The organism is Colwellia sp. Bg11-28 (assembly GCF_002836245.1).
In the GTDB taxonomy this organism is placed as follows: Bacteria; Pseudomonadota; Gammaproteobacteria; order Enterobacterales; family Alteromonadaceae; genus Colwellia; species Colwellia psychrerythraea_A.
This window is the reverse complement of the sequence record NZ_PJBA01000004.1, coordinates 224,459-251,290: the sequence shown is the minus strand read 5'-3', so window position 1 is coordinate 251,290 and position 26,832 is coordinate 224,459. Positions and strand designations below refer to the sequence as shown.

General features: G+C 38.6%; 26 protein-coding genes. 5 read left to right on the top strand and 21 right to left on the bottom strand.

The genetic code is table 11. The features are described 5' to 3' along the window. Window positions 1-38: 38 nt before the first annotated feature. The 15 genes from CXF79_RS04915 to CXF79_RS04840 form a co-directional block, all read right to left on the bottom strand. Entirely contained in the window at window positions 39-1,505 is a 1,467-nt protein-coding gene (locus CXF79_RS04915; protein WP_101154194.1) for a flagellin, read from the bottom strand. A gap of 396 nt (window positions 1,506-1,901) precedes the next feature. Continuing rightward, entirely contained in the window at window positions 1,902-3,371 is a 1,470-nt protein-coding gene (locus CXF79_RS04910; protein WP_101154193.1) for a flagellin, read from the bottom strand. A gap of 243 nt (window positions 3,372-3,614) precedes the next feature. Beyond that, entirely contained in the window at window positions 3,615-4,835 is a 1,221-nt protein-coding gene (gene flgL / locus CXF79_RS04905) for a flagellar hook-associated protein FlgL (protein ID WP_101154192.1), read from the bottom strand. A 10-nt stretch (window positions 4,836-4,845) separates the two neighbouring features. Next, window positions 4,846-6,858 (bottom strand): flagellar hook-associated protein FlgK, encoded by a 2,013-nt coding sequence (gene flgK / locus CXF79_RS04900; RefSeq protein ID WP_101154191.1) that lies wholly within the window; start codon window positions 6,856-6,858, stop codon window positions 4,846-4,848. A gap of 161 nt (window positions 6,859-7,019) precedes the next feature. Next, the gene (flgJ, locus tag CXF79_RS04895) at window positions 7,020-8,159 is read right to left on the bottom strand and encodes a flagellar assembly peptidoglycan hydrolase FlgJ (protein ID WP_101154190.1); all 1,140 of its coding nucleotides are present in this window, start codon (window positions 8,157-8,159) and stop codon (window positions 7,020-7,022) included. A gap of 349 nt (window positions 8,160-8,508) precedes the next feature. Then, window positions 8,509-9,600 carry a flagellar basal body P-ring protein FlgI gene (locus tag CXF79_RS04890; protein ID WP_101154189.1) on the bottom strand — a complete coding sequence of 364 codons (1,092 nt, stop codon included), beginning with the start codon at window positions 9,598-9,600 and terminating at the stop codon, window positions 8,509-8,511. A gap of 99 nt (window positions 9,601-9,699) precedes the next feature. Then, entirely contained in the window at window positions 9,700-10,410 is a 711-nt protein-coding gene (flgH, locus tag CXF79_RS04885; RefSeq protein ID WP_101154188.1) for a flagellar basal body L-ring protein FlgH, read from the bottom strand. 35 nt (window positions 10,411-10,445) lie between these two features. Continuing rightward, window positions 10,446-11,234 (bottom strand): flagellar basal-body rod protein FlgG, encoded by a 789-nt coding sequence (gene flgG, locus CXF79_RS04880; protein ID WP_101154187.1) that lies wholly within the window; start codon window positions 11,232-11,234, stop codon window positions 10,446-10,448. Window positions 11,235-11,312: 78 nt separating this feature from the next. Beyond that, complete coding sequence (flgF, locus tag CXF79_RS04875; protein WP_011042317.1) at window positions 11,313-12,056, bottom strand: flagellar basal-body rod protein FlgF; 744 nt, start codon at window positions 12,054-12,056, stop codon at window positions 11,313-11,315. 269 nt (window positions 12,057-12,325) lie between these two features. Then, entirely contained in the window at window positions 12,326-13,819 is a 1,494-nt protein-coding gene (gene flgE, locus CXF79_RS04870; RefSeq protein ID WP_101154186.1) for a flagellar hook protein FlgE, read from the bottom strand. 108 nt (window positions 13,820-13,927) lie between these two features. Beyond that, a complete protein-coding gene (locus tag CXF79_RS04865) occupies window positions 13,928-14,620 on the bottom strand; it encodes a flagellar hook assembly protein FlgD (protein ID WP_101154185.1) in 693 nt (230 codons plus the stop codon). A 51-nt stretch (window positions 14,621-14,671) separates the two neighbouring features. After that, on the bottom strand, window positions 14,672-15,103 hold the full coding sequence (gene flgC / locus CXF79_RS04860; protein ID WP_101154184.1) for a flagellar basal body rod protein FlgC: 432 nt from the start codon (window positions 15,101-15,103) through the stop codon (window positions 14,672-14,674). 2 nt (window positions 15,104-15,105) lie between these two features. After that, window positions 15,106-15,504, bottom strand: coding sequence for a flagellar basal body rod protein FlgB (flgB, locus tag CXF79_RS04855; protein WP_011042313.1), 399 nt, complete (start codon window positions 15,502-15,504; stop codon window positions 15,106-15,108). A gap of 151 nt (window positions 15,505-15,655) precedes the next feature. Further along, window positions 15,656-16,486 carry a CheR family methyltransferase gene (locus CXF79_RS04850; protein WP_011042312.1) on the bottom strand — a complete coding sequence of 277 codons (831 nt, stop codon included), beginning with the start codon at window positions 16,484-16,486 and terminating at the stop codon, window positions 15,656-15,658. Between the two features lie 359 nt (window positions 16,487-16,845). Next, window positions 16,846-17,775 (bottom strand): chemotaxis protein, encoded by a 930-nt coding sequence (locus tag CXF79_RS04840; RefSeq protein WP_101154183.1) that lies wholly within the window; start codon window positions 17,773-17,775, stop codon window positions 16,846-16,848. A gap of 207 nt (window positions 17,776-17,982) precedes the next feature. On the opposite strand from CXF79_RS04840, the gene flgA reads away from it, so the two are divergent. From flgA to flgN, 3 genes are all read left to right on the top strand, one after another. Further along, entirely contained in the window at window positions 17,983-18,675 is a 693-nt protein-coding gene (flgA, locus tag CXF79_RS04835; protein ID WP_101154182.1) for a flagellar basal body P-ring formation chaperone FlgA, read from the top strand. Window positions 18,676-18,842: 167 nt separating this feature from the next. Then, window positions 18,843-19,151, top strand: a complete 309-nt coding sequence (gene flgM / locus CXF79_RS04830; protein ID WP_101154181.1) for a flagellar biosynthesis anti-sigma factor FlgM — start codon at window positions 18,843-18,845, stop codon at window positions 19,149-19,151. A 48-nt stretch (window positions 19,152-19,199) separates the two neighbouring features. Further along, window positions 19,200-19,646 carry a flagellar export chaperone FlgN gene (gene flgN, locus CXF79_RS04825; RefSeq protein WP_101154180.1) on the top strand — a complete coding sequence of 149 codons (447 nt, stop codon included), beginning with the start codon at window positions 19,200-19,202 and terminating at the stop codon, window positions 19,644-19,646. A gap of 105 nt (window positions 19,647-19,751) precedes the next feature. Here the strand turns inward: flgN and CXF79_RS04820 are convergent, their stop codons facing one another. Together CXF79_RS04820 and CXF79_RS04815 are read right to left on the bottom strand one after the other, a co-directional pair. Next, a complete protein-coding gene (locus CXF79_RS04820) occupies window positions 19,752-20,219 on the bottom strand; it encodes an LPP20 family lipoprotein (RefSeq protein WP_101154179.1) in 468 nt (155 codons plus the stop codon). An 83-nt stretch (window positions 20,220-20,302) separates the two neighbouring features. Next, a complete protein-coding gene (locus CXF79_RS04815) occupies window positions 20,303-20,947 on the bottom strand; it encodes a FlgO family outer membrane protein (protein WP_101154178.1) in 645 nt (214 codons plus the stop codon). Window positions 20,948-21,210: 263 nt separating this feature from the next. On the opposite strand from CXF79_RS04815, the gene CXF79_RS04810 reads away from it, so the two are divergent. Beyond that, window positions 21,211-22,383, top strand: coding sequence for a flagellar assembly protein T N-terminal domain-containing protein (locus tag CXF79_RS04810; protein ID WP_011042304.1), 1,173 nt, complete (start codon window positions 21,211-21,213; stop codon window positions 22,381-22,383). A gap of 112 nt (window positions 22,384-22,495) precedes the next feature. Here the strand turns inward: CXF79_RS04810 and CXF79_RS04805 are convergent, their stop codons facing one another. From CXF79_RS04805 to CXF79_RS23485, 3 genes are all read right to left on the bottom strand, one after another. Beyond that, window positions 22,496-23,401 carry a M14 family metallopeptidase gene (locus CXF79_RS04805; protein ID WP_011042303.1) on the bottom strand — a complete coding sequence of 302 codons (906 nt, stop codon included), beginning with the start codon at window positions 23,399-23,401 and terminating at the stop codon, window positions 22,496-22,498. A 199-nt stretch (window positions 23,402-23,600) separates the two neighbouring features. Continuing rightward, on the bottom strand, window positions 23,601-24,176 hold the full coding sequence (gene efpL / locus CXF79_RS04800) for an elongation factor P-like protein EfpL (protein ID WP_011042301.1): 576 nt from the start codon (window positions 24,174-24,176) through the stop codon (window positions 23,601-23,603). A gap of 608 nt (window positions 24,177-24,784) precedes the next feature. Next, window positions 24,785-24,922, bottom strand: a complete 138-nt coding sequence (locus CXF79_RS23485; RefSeq protein ID WP_170235784.1) for a hypothetical protein — start codon at window positions 24,920-24,922, stop codon at window positions 24,785-24,787. A 280-nt stretch (window positions 24,923-25,202) separates the two neighbouring features. On the opposite strand from CXF79_RS23485, the gene CXF79_RS04795 reads away from it, so the two are divergent. After that, window positions 25,203-26,228, top strand: coding sequence for a lipid A deacylase LpxR family protein (locus CXF79_RS04795; RefSeq protein ID WP_101154177.1), 1,026 nt, complete (start codon window positions 25,203-25,205; stop codon window positions 26,226-26,228). Window positions 26,229-26,250: 22 nt separating this feature from the next. Here CXF79_RS04795 and CXF79_RS04790 read toward each other — a convergent pair whose 3' ends face one another. Beyond that, window positions 26,251-26,805 carry a pyridoxamine 5'-phosphate oxidase family protein gene (locus CXF79_RS04790; protein ID WP_101154176.1) on the bottom strand — a complete coding sequence of 185 codons (555 nt, stop codon included), beginning with the start codon at window positions 26,803-26,805 and terminating at the stop codon, window positions 26,251-26,253. Window positions 26,806-26,832 lie beyond the last annotated feature (27 nt).

The window sequence follows — 26,832 nt, the reverse complement described above, 5'->3', positions numbered from 1 at the left end:
GCCAAACTTAGCTTATTTAACTTTAGCTCTTAATGAAATTAGCCAATTAAACTTAATGCGGCTTGTGGCAATTGGTTAGCTTGCGCTAAAATTGACGTACCTGCTTGTTGTAATATTTGGTTTTTGGTCATTTGCGCAGTCTCTGTTGCAAAATCGGTGTCTTGTATACGGCTACGAGACGCTGATACGTTTTCCGATATATTTGCCAAGTTATTAATAGTGTGACTAAAACGGTTTTGTAAAGCACCTAAATCAGCACGGTTACTGTCAATCTTAGATAACGCACCATCAATGATAGCTAATGCACTTTGTGAACCGCTTACACTGGTTAAATCAACATCATCTATACTTTCTAGTACTGATGTTTTATCTGCATTTATAATAGTGGTGTCTGCAGCAGTAGCTTTAAATGTATTGTCAGACGTTAAATTAATAGCACCCGCAATACGTGCGGTAATATCACCGCCTTCAGTCAGAGCAGTTGTTATACCGGTGGTAGTACCATCATATTTTAATGATGAAATTGAAATTGAATCCGTAAGACCTGCAGAGCTTGTAAAAGCAGTTATTTCAATATCTGCACCACTTGAATCAGACATAACCAAATTACCATCAGTATCAACTTCAGCGGTAACACCTGTTGTGGTAGATTTATCATTAATTGCTGTAGCTAAACTTGCTACATCTGTAGCCGAAGCAGTAGCACTAATTGCAGAACCATTTAATGAGAAACCAATGGTACCAGCATCAATAGTAGAGGCGTCTATTTTAACCGCTGTTTTAGCATCAGCACTTACGCTTGTCTTACCTGATTGTGCATTTATATCTGCCGCAACTTCTTTAGCACTATCGCCCGTGGTAGTAGCCACTGTGACCGATGTAGTTCCTTCAATGGTGAATGAGCCGGTAACAGCATTATTTGCAGGTAATGTTGCTCCCGCTACAGCGCCACCTAAACCAGTCGCTATTCCACTATTAAGCTCTGTAGAGTTAGTACCAATAGCATTAGAACTGATATTACCCAAAGACATCGAGATGGTCTCATTAGCATTAGAGCCTACTTGAAATGACTTAGTACCAAAGCTACCATCTAACAGTTTTTGCCCACCAAAAGAGGTAGTTTCTGCAATACGTGTCAATTCAGATTTTAATGCAGTTACTTCTTTATTAAGTGCTTGGCGATCACTGTCAGCATTCGAGCCATTGGCAGATTGTAGCGCTAGCTCACGCATACGTTGTAAAATATCAGTAGATGACTGCATCGCACCTTCTGCGGTCTGCCCCATTGAAATACCGTCGTTGGCATTACGCTGAGCTACACCTAAACCATTAATTTGCGAGGTCATACGGTTAGAAATTTGTAAGCCTGCCGCATCATCTTTAGCGCTGTTAATGCGCATACCTGACGACAAACGTTGCATTGAGGTAGCAAGCCCTTCACCTGATTTAGTCAAATTACGTTGTGCATTTAATGATGAGGTATTAGTGATTACTGAAATAGCCATTTTTAAAACTCCAGATTACAATATGTAATACGTTAGTTAAACAATTTTAATAAGTCAGGAACTCAACATGATGCTTTTCGTAATAGAGAAAGTGTCATTAAGTACCCGTTCTATTAACAGTAACGGCAGCCGTGAAAATTACTTTAATGTTTTTATTAAAAAAAGATAAATTATTAAAAAAATTAATAAGTAGTAGTAATGGGGCACCTGAATTACAAGCCTACTACAAAGAGTGTAATAATGAATAATAGGTATTTCATTTACGTTATGACTTAGTTGGCGGCCTGATTTATCCAAAAACCTAATGGTCGCTTATATGATGTCCTCTAGATACAAAAAAGCCATCACTTAAAGTGATGGCTTTAACATTACTATTACTGTCTGATTAAAAAAAGTTTAACCACCGATCAAGCTAATAGCCGCTTGTGGGATTTGATTCGCTTGCGCTAAAATCGACGTACCTGCTTGTTGTAATATTTGATTTTTAGTCATTACCGCTGTTTCAACTGCAAAATCAGTATCTTGGATACGGCTACGAGACGCTGATACATTTTCTGAAATATTCGCCAAGTTACTAATGGTATGACTAAAGCGATTCTGAATAGCACCTAAATCTGCTCGATTACTGTCAATTTTAGATAGTGCCCCATCAATAATTGCTATAGCATTCTGCGAACCACTTACACTGGTTAAATCAGCATCATCTATACTTTCTAGTACTGATGTTTTATCTGCATTTATAATAGTGGTGTTTGCAGCAGTAGCTTTAAATGTATTGTCAGACGTTAAATTAATAGCACCCGCAATACGTGCGGTAATATCACCGCCTTCAGTCAGAGCAGTTGTTATACCGGTGGTAGTACCATCATATTTTAATGATGAAATTGAAATTGAATCCGTAAGACCTGCAGAGCTTGTAAAAGCAGTTATTTCAATATCTGCACCACTTGAATCAGACATAACCAAATTACCATCAGTATCAACTTCAGCGGTAACACCTGTTGTGGTAGATTTATCATTAATTGCTGTAGCTAAACTTGCTACATCTGTAGCCGAAGCAGTAGCACTAATTGCAGAACCATTTAATGAGAAACCAATGGTACCAGCATCAATAGTAGAAGCATCTATTTTAACGGCTGTTTTAGCATCAGCACTTACGCCTGTCTTACCTGATTGTGCATTTATATCTGCCGCAACTTCTTTAGCACTATCGCCCGTGGTAGTAGCCACTGTGACCGATGTAGTTCCTTCAATGGTGAATGAGCCGGTAACAGCATTATCTGTAGGTAATGTTGCTCCCGCTACAGCGCCACCTAAACCAGTCGCTATTCCACTATTAAGCTCTGTTGAGTTAGTACCAATAGCATTAGCTCTAATATTACCCAAAGACATCGAAATAGTCTCATTTGCATTAGAGCCCACTTGGAATGCCTTAGTACCATAACTACCATCTAACAGTTTTTGCCCACCAAAAGAGGTAGTTTCTGCAATTCGAGTTAATTCAGATTTTAATGCTGTCATTTCTTTATTAAGTGCTTGACGGTCACCGTCAGCATTAGATCCGTTTGAAGATTGCAGTGCCAACTCACGCATACGTTGCAAAATATCGGTCGATGCCTGCATAGCGCCTTCTGCTGTTTGAGCCATTGAAATACCATCGTTAGCATTACGTTGAGCCACACCTAAACCATTTATTTGCGAAGTCATACGATTAGATATTTGTAAACCCGCGGCATCATCTTTCGCGCTATTGATGCGCATACCTGATGACAAACGCTGCATTGAGGTAGCAAGCCCTTCACCTGATTTAGTCAAATTACGTTGTGCGTTTAAAGACGAAGTATTTGTTACTACTGATAAAGCCATGATAAAACTCCTAATGTGTTAACTGTTGTTAACGCCTGTTTATGTGTTGTTGTAGCGCTGTCCATAAACCGGACGATAACGCTTGGTTATTAGAAGCTTGTTAAAGCAAGCCTCTTCTCTTTTACTAGTAAAAAACGACGGAGTTACTTAAAGTTCAATTGACCGACAGTTTTTTCTGTTCTTTTGCCTTTAACATTAATCAAGCACAAATAATGCCACTTTAATAAATGAAGATATTAAAGTTTATATATAGTTAAATAAACTTAAGCCTTGCACCTTGCTAAACGTTTGCTGTGATGCTTGTAGAGCAATTTTTGATTGCTCAAATTCTGAGATAGCTTTGGCGAAATCTAAATCTTCAATACTCGATTTACCCTTACTAATATTTAACTCTACGTCTAAGTGCTTACTTTGCTGGTTGTCTAAAGCCTGTAACCTAATCCCCGCATCTGCTCTACGAGAATATATATGGTTCATAGCGGAACTAAGCTGGTCCAGGACTGTATTGTAATCAACTTGATGCTGCTCTTGGTTGGTTGACACTACACCTTGTTCAGCCCAGCTAATGGCATTATTAAGAGTTTCAAAAATACTAATATTTTGTTTTTCGTTAATGACAAAACTATCACCCGGCAATGGGTTGCCGCTTAAGGTAACGTCAATACCATCAAAGGAAATAGTTTGCCCTGCTACATAAGGTGCGGGAGGAAAAACAACCGCGGGAATGGGAAGAGTGCTATCGGTAACCGTTAAATCGTTAGTTATTGGGTCAAAAGAAAATGTATGAGGCCCAATACTTACGTTGTAGGCATTTCTATCGACTACATTCGCGCTTTCCACTGCCACACCCGAGGTATTAACAGGAACTGTAGGATAAGTAGCCGTAAAATCACCGATGGCATTATCAATATTTAAAAAAGCAGCATCACCCGTTTGGTTTGTCGGTATTTGAATGTTTTTAGCTACTTGTAGTTCGTTTACTCCGGTGTCACCACTGTAATCAACCGAACCGTCAACTTGTTGACTAAAGGGTTTTTGCTGGGTCTGGAAACCAGAGAAGATATAATCACCTTTTTCATCTTGGCTATTACCAAGATCAATTAGTTGGTCTAAACCATGTCGCATTTGATCGGCAATGGATTGCAAATCTTCGCTAGACATTCGACCATTATTTGCCAACAGCATATCTTGTTTGAACTTATCTAATAATGTTTCAGCATCGGCAAAAATTACTTCTTGCATACTGTTCTGGCTTTCAGCCATAGTAATATTGCGTTTATATTTTTCAATACTCGCTAAATCATCATTAAAACCAGCTAGGGTGCCGTAAGAAACCGCATCATCTTTCGCGGTTAGTACACGTTTACCACTTGATAGATGTTCCATTTGATTATTAACATCAGCACTTTTTTGGTTCATGAGAAGAGCACTTTGTAAATAAAATTGAGACGTTGAAACGCGCATGAAAATCCCCTTACCTTACCGCAGCTAAAATAGTGTCAAAAATGGTATTCGCCGTAGAAATAATTTGCGAGGCGGCTTGATAAGCTTGTTGAAATTTTAATAAATTAGCCGCTTCTTCATCTAGGTTTACCCCTGATGTAGATTGATTGCGATTATAAGCTTGAGTAAATAAGGCTTGTGCTGTGTCTGCAGTTAATTCTGCATTGCTTGCTTTAGCGCCAACAACGGATGTTGAAACCGCAAGGCTTTTGCTAAAGGTTTCTTTACCGCCATTGGTTACGCCAACTTCTTGTGTTTTTGCCATAACAACTGCATGCTTACCATTACCTACCCCAAAAGCATCATTAATGCTGAACTCTTCTCTGGCATTGTTTCCAGAGCCTAACAGGTTCCCTGAAATTTCAATTTGAAAAGCAGGTGTACTAGGTGATGGTGGCAAATCAACAACTTCACTATCTCCAGCATTATAATTGCCAGAAGTGATTAGTGCGGGGGGTGTAGCTGTATCAAAGACACGATAATCAAATATTCCCGAGCCTGGAGCGCTTTCAACAACATCCACAGTAAGGCCCGTTCCGGTAAAAGATTTGGCGTCTTCGGGGTTCATGACATTGATAATTTCAATCTTGCCATCGCTTACATTATTTGTTGATGGTGTAACACCTATTGCGGTGCTAGCTGCAATGGCATTGCCATCTGTTAACGTGGCCTCCATCAATGCAGCACTATTTTTGGTTGGTATAATAGTGAACTTATCACCAGCAGCAGGCGTGCCTGTTTCAACAAAAGAGAAACCATACTTTACGGATGTATGTGTGCCTACTGGTTCTCCTACGGGTACGCCTGTCCCTGGTGCGCCTAGATTTTCAGTATCACCTGACGTTAAGTTATAAAGGGTAAAGTTTCCCCCTTCAAAACGAACTTCAAATTCATCTGTGGTCAGTTTTGAAACATCGTTAATAGTAACTTGAGCTTGTGTGGTACTTGTAATTGCATTGGTTGAATGCCCTAACACACGACCTTGCTGTAATTGCGTGCTGTTAATATCAGTAAAAATATTAGCACCTTGCAAACCATTGAGGTCTAATCCACTTGCTTGGCTGTCATTCAATGTAGAGGATATTGCCATGGCTAAACGATCTATTTCAGTACGTGTTTGACTTAAATGTTCATCTCTAAATTCAAAGCTTGCCTCTAATGAGCCACCTAAGGTAGCTCCCTTTAGTGCAACACTGCTACTACCACTGACTAGCCTTAATTCTGTTTTTTGTGAATCAGGGTCGCCAGCATTTACTTGCAATGTCATTGGCGTTATACCGGCAACGAGCGTAGTACCTTGGCCAATCATAACCGTCATTACATTATTAGCATCTTTTACTGTGTTTACTTGGGTATAATTACTCAACTCGCCAATAAGCTGATCACGTTTATCAAGTAGGTCATTAGGCTGGCCTCCTTGCTGCGAATGCATAATGGTTTCGTTAATTTTGGCAAGCTCTTTTGATATTTCGGAAACTCTGCTGGCTACTTGCTCTATTTCACCATTGACCGATTTGCTCATGGTGTCAAAATTGTTAGTTAACTGGTTAAAGTCATTACTCAGAGTATTGGCTTGATTAAGTACGATACTACGGAGACCTGAATCATTAGGGTTATCTGCAACACCATTTAGCGCTTGGTAGAATTTATCTAATGAGCCAACAACGGATTGTCCTGAAGTAGACATAACTTGATCAAGTTGCGTTAAACGCGCGTTAAGTGAATCCGCATTACCTAATTTACTTTGGTTGGTCACTTGTTCTTTATATGAAAACTGATCATAGAGACGTGTAATATCTTGAATATAAGTACCACCGCCAATGTAGTTATTACCATTATTTAAACCTAGTGATGCGCTCTGGTCTGCACGTTGGCGGTTATAACCATCTGTATTAACGTTGGAAATATTATGACCGGTTGTCGCCAGCTGCTGTTGAGCAGCTAATAAGCCACTCACACCTGATTGGTACAAACTCACTGACATAATATTGTCTCCAATAACAAAGCATACGGGTAAGCAGCTTGCTATAAATAATGTTTCATGAAAGGTTGCAGCAATTTTATGCTCGCCTTATGGCGTAACCCTTCCCTAATGTGCTCAGATAACTTACTAAAATAATTTACTGAGCTGATCTACTTGGCTATTTATTTAGCCAAAAGATTAGTAACAGTTTTCAACGTGCCTAAAATTTTGTCAGCATATTGAGGATCTGTTGCATAACCTGCTTTCTGTAAACCCTGCAGGAAGTGTTCCACATTGCCTGAGTCTTGCAATGCGTCTTGGTAGCGTTCGCTAGTAGAAAGGAAGTTTATGTAATCATCTACACTATCGGTAAGTGATTGATAGGTTCTAAAAGGCTCTGATTTTTTGATCATAGCGCCCTGTTCAAACTCTAAAGTATCTTTAGTGACTTTATCGCCAGCCCAACGAGAATCAGCTTTAATATTAAAGAGGTTGTTTGAACTGCTGCCATCTTGCTCTTTAATCATTTTTTGTCCCCAACCAGTTTCAAGCGCGGCTTGAGCAATAACCACTTCAAAAGGAACACCTAAAGATTTTTGTACTTTTTGGGCGGGCTCAATTAACGCGGTGACAAAGTCTTTGGGTTCATTAAAACTGTGATTTGATAAGGCTGTTGAATTTTTGACGCTTTCTGATTGGCCATTAACTTTATTTGTTCTTTTATCCACTTCGCGGATAACAAATTGATTTACAGCACTGTTCACTTGATTGCTAGTAATATTTTGAGGGTGATAGCTGCCCGCAAACGGAATATCAATATCGGGTTTAATTTGATTTTTATCTGCCAACATTTTTTCTATTAAGGAATTATGTTGGTTGTCTTTCTTGGCTTTACTGGTGTTATCATCGGTAGAATTAGCACTGTCTGTTATCTTCAAGTTTCCATCACTACGTAGTACTGAACTTGGTTTGAAAGTCCCATCATCACCACCGAGTTGTCTAACGATTAAATCAGTCAAGCCTAATGAACCATTAGAAGATAACTCAACCGCCATTTGTTCATCATGCATATCACGGTAGAACTTAGTTGATTCAGAGTTAAATGGGCTATCAGATTCAAGTACTTCTTGCGCTTTACGCATACTCGACAATAACATTTTCATAAAAATGGCTTCAAACTGCTGGGCCGCTTCTTGTAAAGCTTCCTTTTTGGCCTCGCCATCTCCTGCTCGCGATTGCTCACGAATATCATTTAAACCATTTAGATCAAGGGCATTTCGCGCTTGATCATAATTTTGTTTTTGGCTTGAATTGATATCCATAATTTCACTTACTTAAAATATAATTAATTACTGTTTATACAAGTATCATGCCTATATTATTAACTCAGGACTTTGCGTGACCGTGATCTTCGAAGTATCTAATCGAAAACCTATCAAATTTTGAAACTGGATCCCCGATTAACACACCACGGGGATGACGTCGCTGAAGTCTGTGCATAAGCACGTAAAATATTGACTTTAACTTTTGAACTATTAACAATTGCCAGTTTAGTTATTAACTGATTTACCTTTAAGTTGTATGTTTCAAGTTAAAGGATGAAGCACGGAGCTGACGAATGTCAGTGAGTACTCTTGACGCCTAAATTTAGCCCTACAGCGACAAGCTCAACTATATAATGACTAACTCGCCTCGTATCGCGCCGGCTTGATCTAATGCTTCTAAAATAGCCATAACATCACCAGGGCCTGCGCCTACTTCATTGATTGCGCGCACCAAGGTTTCTAATGTTACACCCGGTTTAAATACAAACATACGGGCATCAGAATTACTGACATTAATGTCCGATTGATTGGTCACTACTGTTTCACCTTCAGCAAAAGCATTCGGTTGAGAAACATCTTGAATTTCATTGATAGTGACTGTAATTCCCCCATGGGTAATAGCAGCAGCAAGCAATGTAACTTCTGAGCCAATAACAATAGTACCCGTTCGTGAGTTGACAATAATTTTTGCTGCTGGAGATGCGGGTTCAAACTCAAGGTTTTCAAGTACCGATAAAAAGCTGACTCGATCACTAATATCTCTCGGCGCTCTAACTTGTACAGACGTTGCATCAAGTGCTTTGGCCGAACCTTCAATAAGGTCATTAATGGTGTCAGACAACAGTTTCGCGGTAGTAAAATCAGAATGGCGTAAATTAAAGGTAATATGATCACCAGAGGAAAAAGGTGATTTAACTTCTCGCTCAACAATACCGCCATTGGCGATACGTCCAACGGTAGGAATATTCACTAAGACTTGTGAGCCATCTAAGCCTTGTGCCCCTAAGCCACTGACAATTAAAGAACCTTGCGCTACGGCATAAGCATTACCATCAATCCCCATTAAGATAGTCTGTATTAACGTACCACCTCGTAAACTTTGTGCACTACCCATACTAGAAACGGTAACATCAATAGTTTGACCTGGCTTGGTAAAGGCACTTAACTCTGCATGAACGGCTACCGCGGCAACGTTTTTTATTTTTGGTTTTAATTTATCTGGCATCGTGATACCAAAGTTACTTAGCATGGTTTTAAAACTTTGTTCGGTAAACGGGCTTTGCTCACCAGTACCCGGTAAGCCTACCACTAAGCCATAACCAATTAATTGGTTTGAACGTACACCAGCAACATCAGCTAAATCTTTAATGCGCTGAGCATTTGCTGACAACGAAGCCAAGAAGGTGAACAAGATAAATATATTTATTACAGTTTTCATACTTTAGTACCTTAAAAACACCTTAGAATACATCTTAAAATAAGACCTTTATCTCAGATCTTAAAACAACAGGAGGAATACTTTTACCGTGAGGTTCAACTAAAATGGCCACCAAGAGCTATTGAAAAACTTAACCAACCAACCTTGTTCATTGGAATCGGCAAAGCTACCCGTACCTGCATATTGAATACGTGCGTTGGCAACTTTGTTAGATAAAATAGTATTATTGGAATTAATATCTTTTGAGCGAATAACGCCAGTTAAGCGGATATATTCATCTCCATTATTTAACGTTAACCATTTCTCACCACGTATCATCAAATTACCGTTAGGCAACACTCTCAATACATGCACTGAAATATTACCGCTTAAGCTATTCCCTTGATCAGCTTTAGCATCACCTTTAAAATTTGAATCTTGGCTAATACCAAACTGTAATGACTCACCATTAATGCTAACGGGAACGCCACCTAAACCAGTTACCGCATCTAAATTAGTTTCATTTTCTTTTTTCAATTCTGTTTTAGCATTTTTCTTCGCTTGGGTTTTCTCACTCAAGATAACCGAAATAATATCGCCAACACGATGTGCTTTAGAATCTGAATAAATATTATTAACATAATGTGGTTTAAATAATGAACCAGAAGGAACAATGCGCTCTTCTTCTTCTTCAGGCATTATCGGCGCAAAATCAGGATCATTTGGCAATGCTTTACTTAACTCTACGGTATTACTACAAGCGGTAGTAACAGCAATTAATAAGCTGATTGAAAGTAACTTAATTGTATTTAGCCTACTTTTATTTTTCATCACTGCCTCCCATTTTTTAGATTACGAAAATAATGCTACATTTGTTGGTTGATATAACTCAGCATTTCATCAACCGCTGAAATCACTTTCGAATTCATTTCATAAACACGCTGGCTTTCAATTAAATTAACCAGCTCTTCCGTGGTATTTACATTGGATGTTTCTAAAGCACCCTGAACTAACATACCGTAACCTTCTAAACCCGGAACCCCTTCTTGTGGTGCTCCACTTACCGCAGTTTCGGTGTATAAATTTTGCCCTATCGATTGAAGACCTGTAGGGTTAACAAAGTTAATTAAGTTAATTTGGCCAACGACTGCTGGGTCAGGTTGTCCTTGTAGCGTCACTGAAACCTCACCATCTTGTGAAACAATAATACTCAAGGCATCTTCAGGAATAGTCACTTGCGGTTGGATCATATAACCAGCACCTGGGGTAACCATGTTACCTTCATCATCCATGGTGAATTGACCATTACGACTGTATGCAGAACTACCATCCGGCATTTGAATTTCAAAAAAACCTTCACCTTGAATCATTAAATCAAGGGCGTTATCTGAGGTAATCATGTCACCTTGGGTATGAATTTTTTGTGTCGCGACCACTTTAGTACCAGCACCCAACATTAAACCAGAAGGCGCTTCAGTATCTTGCGCAGTTCGACCACCTGGTTGATTAATATTTTGATAAAGTAAATCTTCAAATACTGCACGGCTTTTTTTAAAGCCGATAGTACTGGCGTTGGCAAGGTTGTTAGAGATTACCGCAATATCTTTGGTTTGCGCATCTAAGCCTGTTTTACTGATCCATAATGCTGCGTTCATACATCACCTCTGATTGAGTAGTAGCGTTTAGCTGAGTTAATTTTAGTTAAGCTAAACATGACTGATAGATTGCTATGCTTAGAAAGCACGTAATAATGAAGAAGCACTTGAATCAATTTCTTCTGCTGTTTTCATCATTTTTAGTTGCATTTCAAACTGACGCTGTAAGGCAATCATGTCTGTCATTTCATTAATAGGGTTAACATTACTCGACTCGAGTGCGCCACCAAGAACATTGACATTAACATCGGCAATTAATTGGCCACCATTTTTGGCACGAAAAAGACCATCATTACCTTTATCAACAAGTCGAGTGTCTGGGTTAACCAGTTTAATACGACCAACTTCTTCTTGAACACTGCTAGGTGCACCTGCTGGCTGAACCATGATAGTGCCATCGCGAGAGATTTGAATATTGTTAATCGGTAACGGCAGGGTAATTGGTCCATTCTCACCAATCACTAATTCGCCATCATTGGTTTCTAATGCACCCGTTTCTGTTAAACGAAAGTGACCGCCACGAGTATAAGCTTCTTGCCCATCTTCGGCTTGTACGGCAAAAAAACCTTCGCCTTCAATAGCCATATCTAAAGAGCGACCAGTATGGAGAATAGATCCAGAGTCAAAATTTTGGCTAGCACGTTCTGTCATTGAAAAAACACGCGAAGGTAATCCTTCGCCAAATGCTTGCATACTTCGCGCTTGTGCTAAATCAGCTTTAAAGCCTGTAGTTTTAGCATTCGCCAAGTTGTTGGCATTGATTGATAAGGCTTGCATATTTTGTTTAGCGCCACTCATGGCGATATAAAGCAACTTATCCATAATGTATTTCCAAAAAAGTAAAAGGTTATACTTGATAAATGCAAATAGAGTGCCAGCTATTGTAAATAGTTAACGAGTGGTTTAAATGCTAATGGATTTTTTGACTGGTTACGGGGGTGTAACAATAAAAAAGCTGCTAGTTAAGTAGGTAATACTTAACTAGCAGCTTTATACCCAAGCTACTTGAAGAGGCGTATTTCAGGAAGCTTAGGTATAATTGTAGAACGAAGACTAGCGTTAGTTTGCTAGCAAAGGAGTTATCTTTCCAATTATCTAATTTGTAAAATCGTTTGGTTCAGCTGATTATCAACTTCTAACGCTCTCGAGTTAGCTTGGAAATTACGTTGTGCTGAAATTAAGTCAATTAACTCTGTGGTTAAGTTCACGTTCGATTGCTCTAATGCAGAAGAGTTAATTGTACCAAAAGTACCTGAACCAGCTTCACCCGCAAGGGCTTCCCCTGACACAATACTTTCTTTCCAGTTGGTGCTACCTGTTTGTGATAAACCTTGTTCGTTGGCAAAATTCACCATAGCAATACGTGCTAAAGGCTGAGAAGTACCATTACTATAAGTCGCTCTAACTAATCCATCAACGCCAATATCAATACCAGTTAATCGCCCCACCGCTAAACCATCTTGATTTAAGGCTGTTACTTCAAAATTTGAAGCAAACTGTGTAGGCTCATTAGGGTTCGGTGCTGCACTATCTAAATTAAAATCAATTTTAACCGTTTGAGTTGGATCAGCACCATTAGGTAAATGGCCAGAGAAATCAACGGTTCGGATGCCACCGTTAGTTGGTGATGGCGACTGAGAAATAAAATCACCAGACGAGTTATACGTTAAACGCGCCCCTTTTGTTCCTGTGCCACTAACAGGTGTTGTTGCTGAAATTGCAGTGGCCAATGCCGTTTTTGTTGCATTAAGCGTCGCTAAATCAGCTGCAGAGGGTGCGGCTATGGCATCATACACACCTTGTGCGGTCGCCACATCTGTAGTTCTAGTAACAACTAAAGCATCTGCTGGTGTCTGCACAGCAGGATTATCATCTAAGTCGATAGGTTTACCATCGACAGATGCAAACATCATCCATTGGTTAGGTGCGACTGCTGGGTCATCTTTAACAAAGAAATAAGTCATAATATGACTATCACCTAATGAATCAAAAATAGTGACTGAAGTCGAGTTATTAAATGTTAGTGGATCTTCTGGGTCGAAATTAGCGGGTGCGCTGGTAATATAGCTATCACCTGCAGGTAAATTCATTCGTACATCGACTTCACTGGTTTTTGTGGGTGCGCCCGATGCCGTAGGGATCCGAATGGGCTCTGCAGTACTTAAACTTACTGAAGCTGATGAGCCATCAGGATTGACAGGAAAACCTAAAAGATGACCACCTTGCGAGTTAACAACAAAATTATCTGAATTTAACTTAAACTGACCGGCACGTGTATAGGAAGTTTCTAAAGAACCAAGCTCAGGGACTGTGGCAAAAAAGCCATTACCTGTAATAGCTAAATCAAGCGCATTATTGGTAAATTGAATACTACCTTGAGAGAATTGCTGCGCAACATCTGCTGTTAAAACACCGTCACCTACTTTAGTTTTACCTGAAGCAAGCAATGATGATGCATAAACATCAACAAATTCAGCGCGTGACTCTTTAAAGCCAACCGTATTTACGTTAGCAATGTTATTTGATGAAACATCTAAGTCTTTTTGTGCAGCGTTTAATCCGCTTAATGCAATATTAAATGACATAATTTAATCCTTTTAAAATTCGATATTTTGCTTAACACCTGTACTGCTCGATACTTGTGCTGTCAGGTAAAGTTTATAATTTTTGTTTAATTGCTTTTACGATAAGACCTAAGTCTCGCCATCGGATACTTCAACTACATCTGATAATGCCATAGCGCTGCCACCATTAAGGTTAAGCACTATTTTTCCACCGGTACCTGCTAACGTAACACTATCAACTTTACGGTAGGTTTGGGCTTCTAACTCTGATGCTTTGCCTTCGACCAAACCAACAATACGAAAACGGTAAGCACCTTCTGCAGCAGGTTCGCCTTTAGCCGTTTGTCCATCCCAAGTAAAAGTAAAACCGCCTGCTTTAACACTACCAACAGGGACAGTTTGAATAACTTCACCGGCAACGTTCTCAACATAAATATTCACATTACTGGCAGGCTTATCAGATACCAATTTGCCTTTAACTGCTTCACCTTCTGCCATACCAAAGACATTATCTTCAACTAAAACACTTCGACCCACGAGAGAAGATGCTTGCAACGCTTGGCTGGAAGTCATCGACGTTGCAAAGCTATCAAATGAAGTATTAAGTTTCTGAACACCATCCGTTGTAGAGAAGGCAGTCATTTGTGAAATCATCTCATTATTATCAACAGGTTTGGTTGGATCCTGGTTAGATAACTCTTTAGTTAATAAAGCAAAAAAGTCAGCTTGTGTAAGCATGCCTTTATCTTGCTCTGCAACTGTGTATTCTTCTTTCTGCCAACGGATAGCATCTAACGGGCTAACACCCTTAACTGTTTCCATTATCCACTCCTACCTTTTGCAATAGACTAAATGACATATCAAAATTGCTCACTATCTTTGCCCTAACTGTAATGTTTTATTTAACATATTTTTGGCAGATTCAGCCAACTGCACATTTGTTTGATACGAACGAGACGCCGAGATCATGTTGGTCATTTCTTCGATGACATTGACGTTCGGTTTGTAAATATAACCCTCTTTATCAGCCATTGGATGACTCGGTGCATATTCCACATTTAATGGTTTATCACTTTCAACAATACCCAAAACATCAACACCAACCCCACTACCATCATTTTTCCCCTGTCCTGCGGCAGCTTCTTGCATGGCAGCGGCAAAAACAGGGTGTCTCGCACGGTAAGTTTTATCGGCACTGCTACTAACACTATCAGCGTTGGCAATATTACTCGCGGTAGTATTTAGGCGGACTGATTGTGCGCTCATACCACTACCGGTAATATCAAATACGTTAAAAAGACTCATAATTATTGACCTCCACTGATAACTTTCTTCATGGCTTTAATTTTTCCATTAAGAAACTGAATGCTTGCTTGATATTCCATTGAGTTTTTTAAATACAAGTTTCGCTCCACTTGTACGTCAACCGTATTACCGTCGCCTGTGTCAGGGTTATTAGGTACACGATAGTCAACGGAATTATTTAACTCTGTTCGTATATCAAAGTGTTTATCATTGGTGCGAGACATGCCCATTTTTTGCTTGTTTGCCGCTTGTGCTAGTGCTTGATTAAAGTCTAGCCCTTTAGCTTTGTAGCCTGGGGTATCTGCATTGGCAATATTACTGGCGATAACTTCTGCACGTTGAGAGCGAATAAGCATGCCCTGTGTATGCAGTTGAAAGCCTTTATCAAAACCTATAGCCATATTAGCCTCACAATGATTAACGATTAGCTAAAAGGAATACAAAATTTGTGCCAGTTAGTAAATCAATAGAGGATAAAGAGTTAGGTATGAGACTAGAATGAGAGGGCTAACAGCAAGGAAGAATCGCTGTTAGCGGGGTGGAGAGATTGCGTTATTTTTTCTGGTAAACAATACCAGGATTACAGCGTAGCATAGTAAAATCTTGATTTATTCCAGATAAAGACTCCGAAGCGCCTAAAAATAAATAGCCATCGTTATTCAACACGCCATGAATTTGACTAATTATTTGTGTTTTTATCTTTGGGGAAAAATAAATTAATACATTACGACAAAACACGATATCGAAACGGCCCATTAGGCTATAACTATTGAGTAAATTAAGTGGTCTAAAGCTCACCATTTTCTTTACTTCGTCTTTTATTTTCAACATACCGTTATCACCCGGCTCAAAGAAGCGTTTCTTTCGCTCAGCAGATAACCCTCGAGCAAGTGCTAGGCTATCATAGTGACCGTATTTGCAATGCTCCAACATAGTCGTTGATATGTCAGTACCAATAACTTGTACTCCACGTGGGAATGCACCAGGATTTTTTTGTTGATATTCCAACACGGCCATCGCAATGGAATATGGTTCTTGACCAGAAGAACTTGCCGCAGACCAAATTTTAACCGGTGTTTTACGATTGGCAAAATCAGGAAGCAACTTGCTTTGAAGTAACTTAAAAGGATAGTCATCACGAAACCATAAGGTTTCATTAGTGGTCATAGCATCTATAACCGCGGCACGCATTTGCCGCTCAACAGGAGTTAACGTACGATTGACTAACTCTGTCAATGAACTGAGCTCAAATTTAGCCATTAATGGCGCTAATCGGCTTTTAACTAAATATTGCTTATTTTCGCCGAGTACTATGCCACATTGCTGCTCTAAGAAGGTTCTAAATTGGTTGTAACTTTTTTCATCAAGTTCTCTTGCTGACACTATTGCTTCCTACTTATTTCGTATTTTCCTAAACCCTCCATCAATTGGAGAGTCGTCGTTAACTTTCGATAACAACTATTCAGCTATATACCTGTTCCACTTGAATATGCATGATTCAGCTGGAATTAGAAACGCCTTTAGTCAAGGCATTGATTGAAGAGAATGGTTGCTCCCTTGTCGAAATCAATAACGCAGCATAAAGCGTTTCTAAACCATCCCCTTGGGGAAGGCTGCGCAAATCATACTCTGCGTTACATTTCTTTTTAAGGGAATAACCCTTAATAAAAAATGTGCCTTAATGATGAATCGCTCAGACTTCCTGAAACGAGCATCTTCAAGTTGAGCGGGTATACTCAGAGTTAATCTTCTATTTTTAACCATTTCTTCACAGCAGTTGCTAGCTCATCTGGATGAAACTTTGGAATAAAATCTTCTGCACCAACTTTTTCCACCATCGCATTATTAAATACACCACTTAACGAAGTGTGCAATATAATTGGCATTTTTGACATGCGATCATTACCTTTTACCTCTGCGGTTAAAGTATAACCATCCATTTCAGGCATTTCGATATCAGAGATCATCAACGCCACTTTTTCAGTGATGCTATTTTCACAAGTCGCTTCAATGGCCAATAATTGCTCTAAAGCATCACGACCATTTTTAGCTAATACCATATTAATACCTAATGGCTCTAATGCTCTTCTAACTTGATTTCTTGCAACGGTTGAATCATCTGCAATCATCACCAACTTATCGCCTAAGTTTTCACCGATAGAAACATCGATGATGTCTTCACTCACTTCAGTAGAAACAGGACTAATTTCATTTAAAATTTTCTCAACATCTAATATTGATACCATCTGACCGTCTATTTCAGTCACCGCAGTTAAGTAACTAGATTTACCAGCACCTTCTGGTGGTGGCATCACATCAGCCCAGCTTAAAGTCACTATACGCTCAACACCGGCAACAAGAAAACCCTGCACACTTCGGTTATATTCAGCAATAATAATATAGCTTTCAGCTGTTTGTTCAATTGCCGGACCGCCCGTTGATTTACTTAAATCAATAACAGAAATAGTTTGCCCTCGGATATGTGCGACACCCTTTATAAAGCTATCTTGCTTAGGCAACAGAGTTAACCGCGGACATGGCATAACTTCACGTACTTTAAAAACATTAATACCAAATCGTTGTCTGCCATTAAGTTTAAAAAGTAACAATTCCAACCTGTTTTCGCCAACAAGTTGTGTACGCTGGTTTACTGAATCGAGTATGCCTGCCATATGAACCTCATGTAAGACCGTAGCAATTATTATGTTTAACCTAATAAACATATAAGGCACAGTTCTTGAATTGTATTTAATATATAGAGTTGATAATCACACTAAGCGTCTGAAACTTGACGTATGATAGAACCTTATTTCACACTGCTGACCCAGGTTAAGCATAGACGACTAATTGCATTTACTTAACGATAGATAACAAAATATATGCGCTTTACCAAACTTTTTTTAACTTTTATATTCTTATTGCTCATTAAGCAAACAACTACGGTTGCAACTGAGCTAGACAGTGCTTTTATTGAGCGTTTTGCAAAAAATTATTTAATCGAGCAGTTTCCTTCAACTGAAGAAGAAAAGGTGCGTATTTCAGTCGCTCATCTAGACCCTAGAATTACGATTAAACCCTGTAAAATTCCCTTAACTGCAAATATACCTGAAAAGAATGGCGCTATAAATGTAAATGTTAAAATTAGCTGTGATGAATCAATACAGTGGAAAATATATTTATCGGCAAAAGTTGAAATAACTAAAGCAGTTTTAATTGCTAAGAATACAATTAGTAAAGGAGATAAACTTGACGAAAGTAATGTCGAGCTTGCTTTTATACCCATTAATAAGATCCGCGGCAACAAACTAACTGATACTAATATTGTTTTTGGCGCTAAAGCGAAAAAGCGAATTGCCAAAGGTAGAGCCATCAGTAAAAGAAGTATTTGTTTAATATGTAAGGGTGATGTGGTGACTATTATTGTCTCATCAGACAGTTTTAGTATCAAAACCCAGGGAGTCGCATTGAGTTCAGGTAATATTAATGAGCAGATAAGAGTCAAGAATACTCGGTCAAAGAAAGTCATCACCCCTCGCGTCAAAGGTATTAACCAAGTCATAATTCATCTATAATCAAGAAATATACACATAGGTAGGGTTAATAAATAATATCGTTGTTAACCGACTCAAAATGTTATTTATAATTTAATCTATTTTTAACTAAAGTTATTACGCCTATGGCCGATAACGAGACAATAGAACTCTTTTGAAATATCATTTCATTGTTAAAGGATGAAATTATGGCTATAAATATCAATAACTTGAATGCTAGCAATCAAGTTCAGCAAGCCCAACAAAATAAAGTAAAACAGCATACTGCGCAAACGGCATCGAACAATGCCCAAGTAAAAAGCTCAGGACAAGATTCTGTGTCGATTACTCCGCAAGCAAAACAACTTAATGAATTACAAAAAAAAGCGGTGGATGCGCCCGTGATTAATCAAAAGAAGATTGATGAGCTGAAAAAAGCGATTAGCTCTGGTGACTATAAAATTAATCCAGAAAAATTAGCAGCGAGTATTGCTAACTTTGAATTTAAGCTTGTTTAACGATAGACTGTAAATACATCATTTATAGTAAAATCAAAGGCAAACTTTATGTCCCTAGGGCCAGATTCTCAAGGATTAACCTCCAATGAACTGCTTGTACAACAACATCAGCAGTTAACTACACTTGCCCAGATCATTGCTAACGAAAAGCACATTTTACAACAGCATGATCCACAAGCCTTGCTAGCCATCAGCCAAGAAAAAAATACGCTGCTAATTGCAATTCAACAGCTTGACCAAACCATAGGTCAAAATCAACTTTTTGCTCAAGATAAAGCAGCAGGAAAATTGACTCAAGAACTTGCTGAAATAACCGATTTATTAACTCATTGCCAACAGCAAAACTTAATCAACGGACAAATCATTCAACAATCTCAACTTGCGGTAGAACGCATGAAAACCAGCTTATTAGAAAATCATAATAAGAGTGCAATTACCTATGACAAGAAAGGTAAAAAAAGCGCAGGACTCTCTAGTCTAGGACTAAAAGCTTAGCGTTAAAAACTAAGCCCCTAGAAATAAATACTAATTAAGAAATAAAAAAGGCGCTAATCCTACAGATTAACGCCTTTTTTATGTGTTCATCTTTAGCATGCTAAATCAAAAATGTGTCACGTCTTTAATTTCTTTTCTATTCTGGTTTGCTTGATAAATATTGTAAACATCTTCAAAATTTAACTGCAGCTCAGTAGTATAAACGTCACCCACAGGATAGCTTTTAATAACTTTAGCCCCGCGAATGATACCTTGCACTGAAGCGGTTAACTGCTGATCTTCAATGAGTAAATCGGCCATAGTGACCTTGCCTGAAACTTGTTGTCCGTATACTTGCTCAGCTAGCTCCGCATAAGCGGCAATTTTTGACGCTTTAATGGCCATCAGCATCCGCTGAGTTTCATGGGTTGATCTTTGCATACTAATGGGGGCAAAGCCTGTTGCATAAAGCACAGGAAAAATTTCTGGTTTTACTGTTTCCCACTGCACATGCTTATCGTAAATAAGGGAGCAGGCACTGGTCAAAAAAAGTGCGCTCAAAATAAGGATGGATCTAATCAATGAGTTATTCATAGGTACTCCTTTGATAGTAATCGCTGATAAAATAGCATTATGATTTCACTCTGATAGATAAAACTGGAATAGTGAAGAGAATACTAATTTTGTATAATCACAGCACGGTCATCGTTATGCAACATAGTATTATCGCGTATAATCATACCGTCTTTCATTTTCACTTTTTCACTATGATTCATTTCATCACCCAAAACCCAAGCAGGGATAAATGACTGAGCGGTAGCAACTACAACCTTTGATTGAATACCTATCATACGGGCATTGACTAAAACGCCATCTTCCTGCTCAACCATAGTGCCAGAGACTACGTAGTCAATTATCTGACGTTCAGGTAATTCCTGCCAGTCTCTACTAAAGACATAATCACCTTTTTTGGTTACACGAATATGCCCTGTAGTTTTAAAGTCTATAACGACCAAACCATGTCGCTGTAGCTCATGCACAAAGCTTTCTGCAAGCTGATTACCAAGCCAGTTAGTCGTTTCAAGATCTTTAAGATCAACAAAAGAAGCTACCGCTACCGGGGTTTTTGCATTAACAAAGCTACTGCTCGTCAGCATTTGATAAGCTAGGCCCTTTACTACATCGTTAATGGCATGTCGTGGTAATTGGTAACTATCAATTTCACCTTTTTCAATATGAGTAGTTTGATAAAACCCCTCATCAGGTGTGGTCTCACACGAGAGTAAAGCTGGCAGAATCAATGGTATAAGCCATTTTTTCATGATATTCCCCTTTAAAACTAAGTACCATATTTAGCCTTAGTCGCAGTATGTTAATTTATACATTTATCTATACACAGATGCACATTTTAAGCCAATAATACCTATCAAAGTAAATCTAATGAAATAGTAACAATACGAAGTGATGAGGCATGAAATATGCATCGTATTTTTTATTATAGTTATCACCCCGTATTAATGGGTGTTAGTCCTTACTGTTGAACAATTAATATGACTAGAACCAAGTTAGGAAAATAACCAGACTTATGTATAAATTCATCACAACGTTAGTTTTCATCGTCAGCTTTTCATGCAGTTTCTCTGCTAGCAGTCAATGGTATGAGACCCAAGGTCATGCTCGTACCAATGATATCAGTGTTGAGCTTGCACGTACCAAAGCGATGGAAAACGCACTTAAGAAAGCGCTGCTTGTATCAGGTGCTAGTGTTTCTAGTGTTCAGCAAGTAGTCAATGGCTTACTCACGCAAGATCAAATCAGTATAAGAGCAAGTGGCAGTGTCAACTCTATTGAATTGGTTGATGAAATACATAGCGACAACCTCATTACGGTGACAATTCGAGCCGATATATTTCCTCAAGAGAAAAAGTGTTTTGCAGTAAACTTTAAAAAGTCTCTGTTAATTACACGTAGTCACTTGCTACAAAGAGAACAAGCAAATATAGGAGAAATTTACCTAATTGATAAAGCGGTTATGCGTAAACTGGCCGTGCAACTTAACCAGCAAAGTACCTTTACTAAAACGAGCAGCATACTCAGTAATAAAACTGAATTCTCACGCCTTAATGACAGCTTAGCAAGTGATGAAATATCTCTATTAACTCGTTCTTTGAGTGATAGTACCGATAGCCAATATATAATGTTCAGTGAAATCACTAATGTCTCGTTCGATAAACAAGCAACTAATAGTTGGTCGTTCTGGCAACAAGGTGTATACCCAAGAAATTTTGCTATAACCTTCTATTTATATAATGGTGTTAATGGAGAATTGGTTTGGCAACAACGTTATCAAAATACTGCCCCATGGACCTTTACCAAACGTATAAAGGTTGATGTAGATGGTAATTCTTTTTGGCAAAGTGAATATGGAATAATGGTGGAAAATATTCTTGATAAAGTCATTAAGGATATCGATGAAAACATTATGTGTGAGCCTAGTCGAGGCAAAATCATTCAAGTTGAAGGAAATCAAGTTACGATTAACATAGGTCGAGATCATGGCTTAAAAATCGGTGATGAATTTAGCTTGCTACATCTAACCAATTTTACTAGTAATTCAGGAAAGCCTTATGCTGGCTATAACTTAAGCCCTTACAAGGTTAAAGTAACTAAGCTATCTAGAGAAACAGCAACGGCAACGACACCAGATGGCCGTTTATTTGGTAATATTCAAGTGGATGATTTAGCCGTGCGCTATTAAAAATGATAACCACGCCCCTAATTTACAGTTAAAAAACGGCGACTACGTATTACGAAGTCGCCGTTTTAATTTAAATTAACGTGATTAAATTGACACGATTAAATTGACACGATTAAATAAAGGTTATTGCCGCAGATATTGCGGCAACTTGTGCCGTGATACAGTTCTCATCATCAACTAGCGGGCTGTCTGGGTAAACCTCAGTAGTGGTAACATAGGGTGCATCAGTTAATCCCATACATAAACCTAGCTCTCTACCTGCATAATTTATAACGCCAAATTGCTCAATATCAACGCCTATCAATTTACCATTACTATCTTCTGGCGCAATATGAGTTACTTTTGCTACCGCTTGATTGATTGCACCTTGAAAGTCAGCTGCTGGTTTAGTTGAATCTCCAACCAAATAGAAACCATCAGGAATATTCCAGTTTTTTTGCTCAATGGCATCACGTGCAGCAAGCGCAGGTCTAAACTCACTATTATCCGTATCCGTGGTTTCATGTAAATCGATATGCATAGCAATATTAACATCAAGTTCATTAATGAAAGACATTAATGCCGCAGACTCTTGGGCTGGGCTATCAAGGTAGAATGAACGGTTTGGATCAATCGCCTCATTATTCCAACGATTAATAGTTTCATAGCCCCAAGGACTCACACAAGGTACGACTATGATATTGAAGCGTTGGCTAAAGTCCTTGGCACTTGTTTCTAAAAAGCGGATCGCACCTTGAACACCACTGGTTTCGTACCCATGTACCCCGCCAGTAACTAGCACGGTTTTATTCTTACTTTGCCAATTTTTACTTCTCATGGCGTATAAAGGGTATCTACTTTCATCAATAGACAAACTACCGTACTGAATCATGTCAAATGAAGAAGTTACTGACTCAAACTTTGACAGTACTTCATCTTGATAACTACGCTTTATAACTTGCTTGCTAAGCCATAAATCTTTATCTTCATCTGTCCAGGGCTGGCCTTGCGTACCGATCGAATAAATTGAATCACTCATGATGTAACCTTTTTGTTCTAATAGTTATTTGCGTTATACCCGCCGCCCTTAATTATGGCTCGAACAGTATTTCTGAAGCGAGGATATTCAAGAGGCTTAGGCATATATATAGTACAGCCCTGCTATCAGATATAAAAATGCCCGAATAATCGGGCATTTTTTAGTTGCAACTAATTAGAAATAGCAGAACAAAAGCGTTTTACTTAGAGTCAGCTCGACCCATAAATTTACGCTCTTCTGTATTTACTTTAACTTTATCACCCGTTGAAATATGCTCAGGTACTTGAATAGTTAATCCTGTAGAAAGCAGCGCTGGTTTTGTACGAGCACTCGCTGAAGCACCTTTAATAGAAGGGTCAGTTTCTGTAATGAGTAGTTCAACACTGGCAGGTAGAGCAATACCTACTGGTGCATCATCAACGATGATCACAGAAATCCCTTGAGTCTCTTCGTCGATAAATAGAATTTCATCGGCAATTGATTCTTTATTTAGGTTATACGGCGTGTAATCTTCATTATCCATAAAGACATATTCTTCACCATCAATATAAGAAAACATTGATGGACGACGGCTTAAATCAGCAAAATTCAACATATCTTCAGCTTTAAACGTTTCGTCTACTTTACCGCCTGTAACTACATCGTATAAACGCATTCTATATAAACTTCCGCCTGCTCTACCTTGCGGCACTGAACGGGTAATATCTCTAACAATTAGCACTTTACCGTTGTGCTCTATTGCTGCATTTTTCTTTATATCACTAGCCTTTGGCATAAGATGACTTCCTCTGAATTTATTTTAAACAATGTTGTTTTAAACACAATGCAGGGAAAATAGCATGAACCCGTGGATATGAAAATAACTTATAAGCTGAAAACTGCATTTTTTAGACAAAACATCAGACAATACCAAGTTTATTAAGCTATTTCCCACTCAGCGAATATTAAAAGGCTTAGAGACAAGGCATTGATTGAAGAGAATGGTTGTTCAGGAGAGTGTGCTCCTGCATTCTCTAATTAGCTGCATCCATGCAGCGTCCTTATCAAAATCAATAACACAGTATGTAAGCCTTTTAAACTCGCCCTTGGGAGCTTGTCAGAAAAGCAATAACTGCACAAACTTGTTAGATATAGAATGACTATACCAGCACAGATTTTATTTGTTATAACTCTTCTGACATAACTCTGAGGTGGGAATAAATTTAATAGAATTGGTATAAATCAAAATAAAAATGATAACAGCCGTAGTTGAACAGTCAAAAAGCAAAAAAGACAAATATATAAACTATATTTGTCTTTTCAATCTATTGAGCTTTTATGCTGCTTACTCGCTATTTAATGACTACTAAAAATCAATAAGTATTTGAGTAAATGCTAGTAACACTACTCGTAAGAACGCTCAAGCCAAGCGATTTGTAATTTTAACTCTTCAATTTCATGGTTTGCGTCGGCTAATTGTTCCACCGCTGATTTTTGAGCATTATCACGGTTATCTACACTAGCATCAGTATTTTTTGACATATTACGTCTTTCCTCATGGGCCATGTTAGCCTCCAAAAAATTGTTACCACACCTGTATTATTACACAATAACTTACATATGTAAGCTTTTGCTAAAAAATCTGACTAAAAATCATCCTTGAGACTGTAAATAGAATGGCATATTTGAGCAGTAATCCTAGCGTCTATTCAACCGAGATTGCTTTTATATCCCTATAACACTGCTCGATTAAAGTAAGGTTTTTCTGCAAATTTATTTAGCCTCACTATACTCTATAGTGTTGAATGGCTAGGGGTTGACTATGTTATTAGCACGCTCTAATAAAAAACTATTAGTTGCTTTTGTTTGGTTTATCTTCATTACTGTGATGACGTCTGCACGCGCAGGGCAATTAAATATTCAATTTGAAAATGATGGAGTATTTGCCAACGATGGAAATTATACCAATGGATTCTCATTAGCTTGGGAAAGTGAGCCTGAACTCATACAACAACACGATAATCCCACAAATATGCCAGCACTATCTCAGTTGCAGTATCTTATAAGATTACCACTAACTCAAACACAAAATGCCTGGGGAATAAAGATATCCCAGCGTATGTGGACGCCAAATAATATTAGAATAATAACGCTGCAAAACGATGATAGGCCTTACGCGGGGTTGTTCGAGATAGAAAGTCACACGGCTGATTATGGCCCGAAATTCGCTCAAAAAAACTGGCTTGCACTAGGCATTACGGGGATAAAATCTAAGGCCGAATACGTCCAAACAAAAGTTCATGATTTAATTGGTTCAATTCCCCCTTTAGGTTGGCGGTATCAAATAGGAGAAGAAATTACTTTACAGCTGGCCTATGAGATTGATGCTTTACTATTTAGATCTAAACAATATCGCAGTAGATATATGGATAACAATCAGTGGGAAGTCAGTAGCTATAGCCATTTATCCTTAGGTAATTTCAATACTGAGGCATCATTAGGATTACTATTTAGATGGGGAACCAGTTTAAATAATACCTTTGGCCGCTTAAGTAGTCATTTTGGCCACACCGGCAATACCACGCAAGTTGACAGCAGTAATAACTTTAGCATCTACTCAAGGTTGCAGTTTGGCCACCGTTTTAACGACTTAACAATTGAAGGTGATCTACCCTATGAATCAAACCTGGATATCCAACATAATCAAGCTAAAGCAGTGTTAGGGATGCAATGGACCATAGATAATTACGCAATAACTTGGAGTTTGAATAGTTACACTCGAGCCTATAGCCAAGATAACAAGTCTTGGCACAGCTATGGATCGTTAACGTTAAGTTGCGCCATCTAAGTTGCCAGGAACTAAAGCTTGTTTACAAACCTGACCGTTCAACTATTTCACTATCAAAACCATCAATACTTTGCTGATTTTTCTTCACCCAATATTTTTCAATGCCTACTTTATCTTGTTTTTCTGACCATTTAGCCAAATCGTTACGATCTGATTCATAGGAAAAATAGGGCACCGACATGCCACAAGATACCTGTACTTTAGCGATATCAAGTAAGAAAACCTGCCGAGAGGCAACGCTTGCTGGAAATAACTCAATGTATTCATTCCACTGCGCATCTCCTTTGTGCAGCACTTTAGCACTGCCATAAGCTCGTAAAGTAAGTGGCGAACCTTCAAACGCACAAAACATAACGGTCATACGCGGATTTATTAAAACATGAGCTGCAGATTCATTACCACTACCCGTATGGTTTAACCAAGCAATGGTATTCGAATTAATTACCCGTAAACTATCACCTCCTTTCGGTGATAAGTTCACGGTACCTGTATCTGCTGCAGTACTAACAAAATAAATTTTTTGCGCTGCGATAAATTCAATATGCATTGGTGATAGTTCTGAAAATTGCTTTCCCATGAGATTTATTCCACTCCTTTGTGTCAA

What these genes read in the sequence shown, in the direction of transcription:
- CXF79_RS04805 (WP_011042303.1), bottom strand. Translation starts at nt 23,401, where the DNA reads ATGAGTGATTCAATTTATTCGATCGGTACGCAAGGCCAGCCCTGGACA.
- CXF79_RS04840 (WP_101154183.1), bottom strand. Translation starts at nt 17,775, where the DNA reads ATGGCAGGCATACTCGATTCAGTAAACCAGCGTACACAACTTGTTGGC.
- CXF79_RS04865 (WP_101154185.1), bottom strand. Translation starts at nt 14,620, where the DNA reads ATGGAAACAGTTAAGGGTGTTAGCCCGTTAGATGCTATCCGTTGGCAG.
- flgM (WP_101154181.1), top strand. Translation starts at nt 18,843, where the DNA reads ATGGCTATAAATATCAATAACTTGAATGCTAGCAATCAAGTTCAGCAA.
- flgB (WP_011042313.1), bottom strand. Translation starts at nt 15,504, where the DNA reads ATGGCTATAGGTTTTGATAAAGGCTTTCAACTGCATACACAGGGCATG.
- CXF79_RS04815 (WP_101154178.1), bottom strand. Translation starts at nt 20,947, where the DNA reads ATGAAAAAATGGCTTATACCATTGATTCTGCCAGCTTTACTCTCGTGT.
- flgF (WP_011042317.1), bottom strand. Translation starts at nt 12,056, where the DNA reads ATGGATAAGTTGCTTTATATCGCCATGAGTGGCGCTAAACAAAATATG.
- flgK (WP_101154191.1), bottom strand. Translation starts at nt 6,858, where the DNA reads ATGTCAGTGAGTTTGTACCAATCAGGTGTGAGTGGCTTATTAGCTGCT.
- flgC (WP_101154184.1), bottom strand. Translation starts at nt 15,103, where the DNA reads ATGAGTCTTTTTAACGTATTTGATATTACCGGTAGTGGTATGAGCGCA.
- flgE (WP_101154186.1), bottom strand. Translation starts at nt 13,819, where the DNA reads ATGTCATTTAATATTGCATTAAGCGGATTAAACGCTGCACAAAAAGAC.
- CXF79_RS23485 (WP_170235784.1), bottom strand. Translation starts at nt 24,922, where the DNA reads ATGTCAAAAAATACTGATGCTAGTGTAGATAACCGTGATAATGCTCAA.
- CXF79_RS04910 (WP_101154193.1), bottom strand. Translation starts at nt 3,371, where the DNA reads ATGGCTTTATCAGTAGTAACAAATACTTCGTCTTTAAACGCACAACGT.
- flgA (WP_101154182.1), top strand. Translation starts at nt 17,983, where the DNA reads ATGCGCTTTACCAAACTTTTTTTAACTTTTATATTCTTATTGCTCATT.
- efpL (WP_011042301.1), bottom strand. Translation starts at nt 24,176, where the DNA reads ATGCCAAAGGCTAGTGATATAAAGAAAAATGCAGCAATAGAGCACAAC.
- flgN (WP_101154180.1), top strand. Translation starts at nt 19,200, where the DNA reads ATGTCCCTAGGGCCAGATTCTCAAGGATTAACCTCCAATGAACTGCTT.
- flgJ (WP_101154190.1), bottom strand. Translation starts at nt 8,159, where the DNA reads ATGGATATCAATTCAAGCCAAAAACAAAATTATGATCAAGCGCGAAAT.
- flgL (WP_101154192.1), bottom strand. Translation starts at nt 4,835, where the DNA reads ATGCGCGTTTCAACGTCTCAATTTTATTTACAAAGTGCTCTTCTCATG.
- flgG (WP_101154187.1), bottom strand. Translation starts at nt 11,234, where the DNA reads ATGAACGCAGCATTATGGATCAGTAAAACAGGCTTAGATGCGCAAACC.
- CXF79_RS04810 (WP_011042304.1), top strand. Translation starts at nt 21,211, where the DNA reads ATGTATAAATTCATCACAACGTTAGTTTTCATCGTCAGCTTTTCATGC.
- flgH (WP_101154188.1), bottom strand. Translation starts at nt 10,410, where the DNA reads ATGAAAAATAAAAGTAGGCTAAATACAATTAAGTTACTTTCAATCAGC.
- CXF79_RS04915 (WP_101154194.1), bottom strand. Translation starts at nt 1,505, where the DNA reads ATGGCTATTTCAGTAATCACTAATACCTCATCATTAAATGCACAACGT.
- CXF79_RS04890 (WP_101154189.1), bottom strand. Translation starts at nt 9,600, where the DNA reads ATGAAAACTGTAATAAATATATTTATCTTGTTCACCTTCTTGGCTTCG.
- CXF79_RS04820 (WP_101154179.1), bottom strand. Translation starts at nt 20,219, where the DNA reads ATGAATAACTCATTGATTAGATCCATCCTTATTTTGAGCGCACTTTTT.
- CXF79_RS04795 (WP_101154177.1), top strand. Translation starts at nt 25,203, where the DNA reads ATGTTATTAGCACGCTCTAATAAAAAACTATTAGTTGCTTTTGTTTGG.
- CXF79_RS04790 (WP_101154176.1), bottom strand. Translation starts at nt 26,805, where the DNA reads ATGGGAAAGCAATTTTCAGAACTATCACCAATGCATATTGAATTTATC.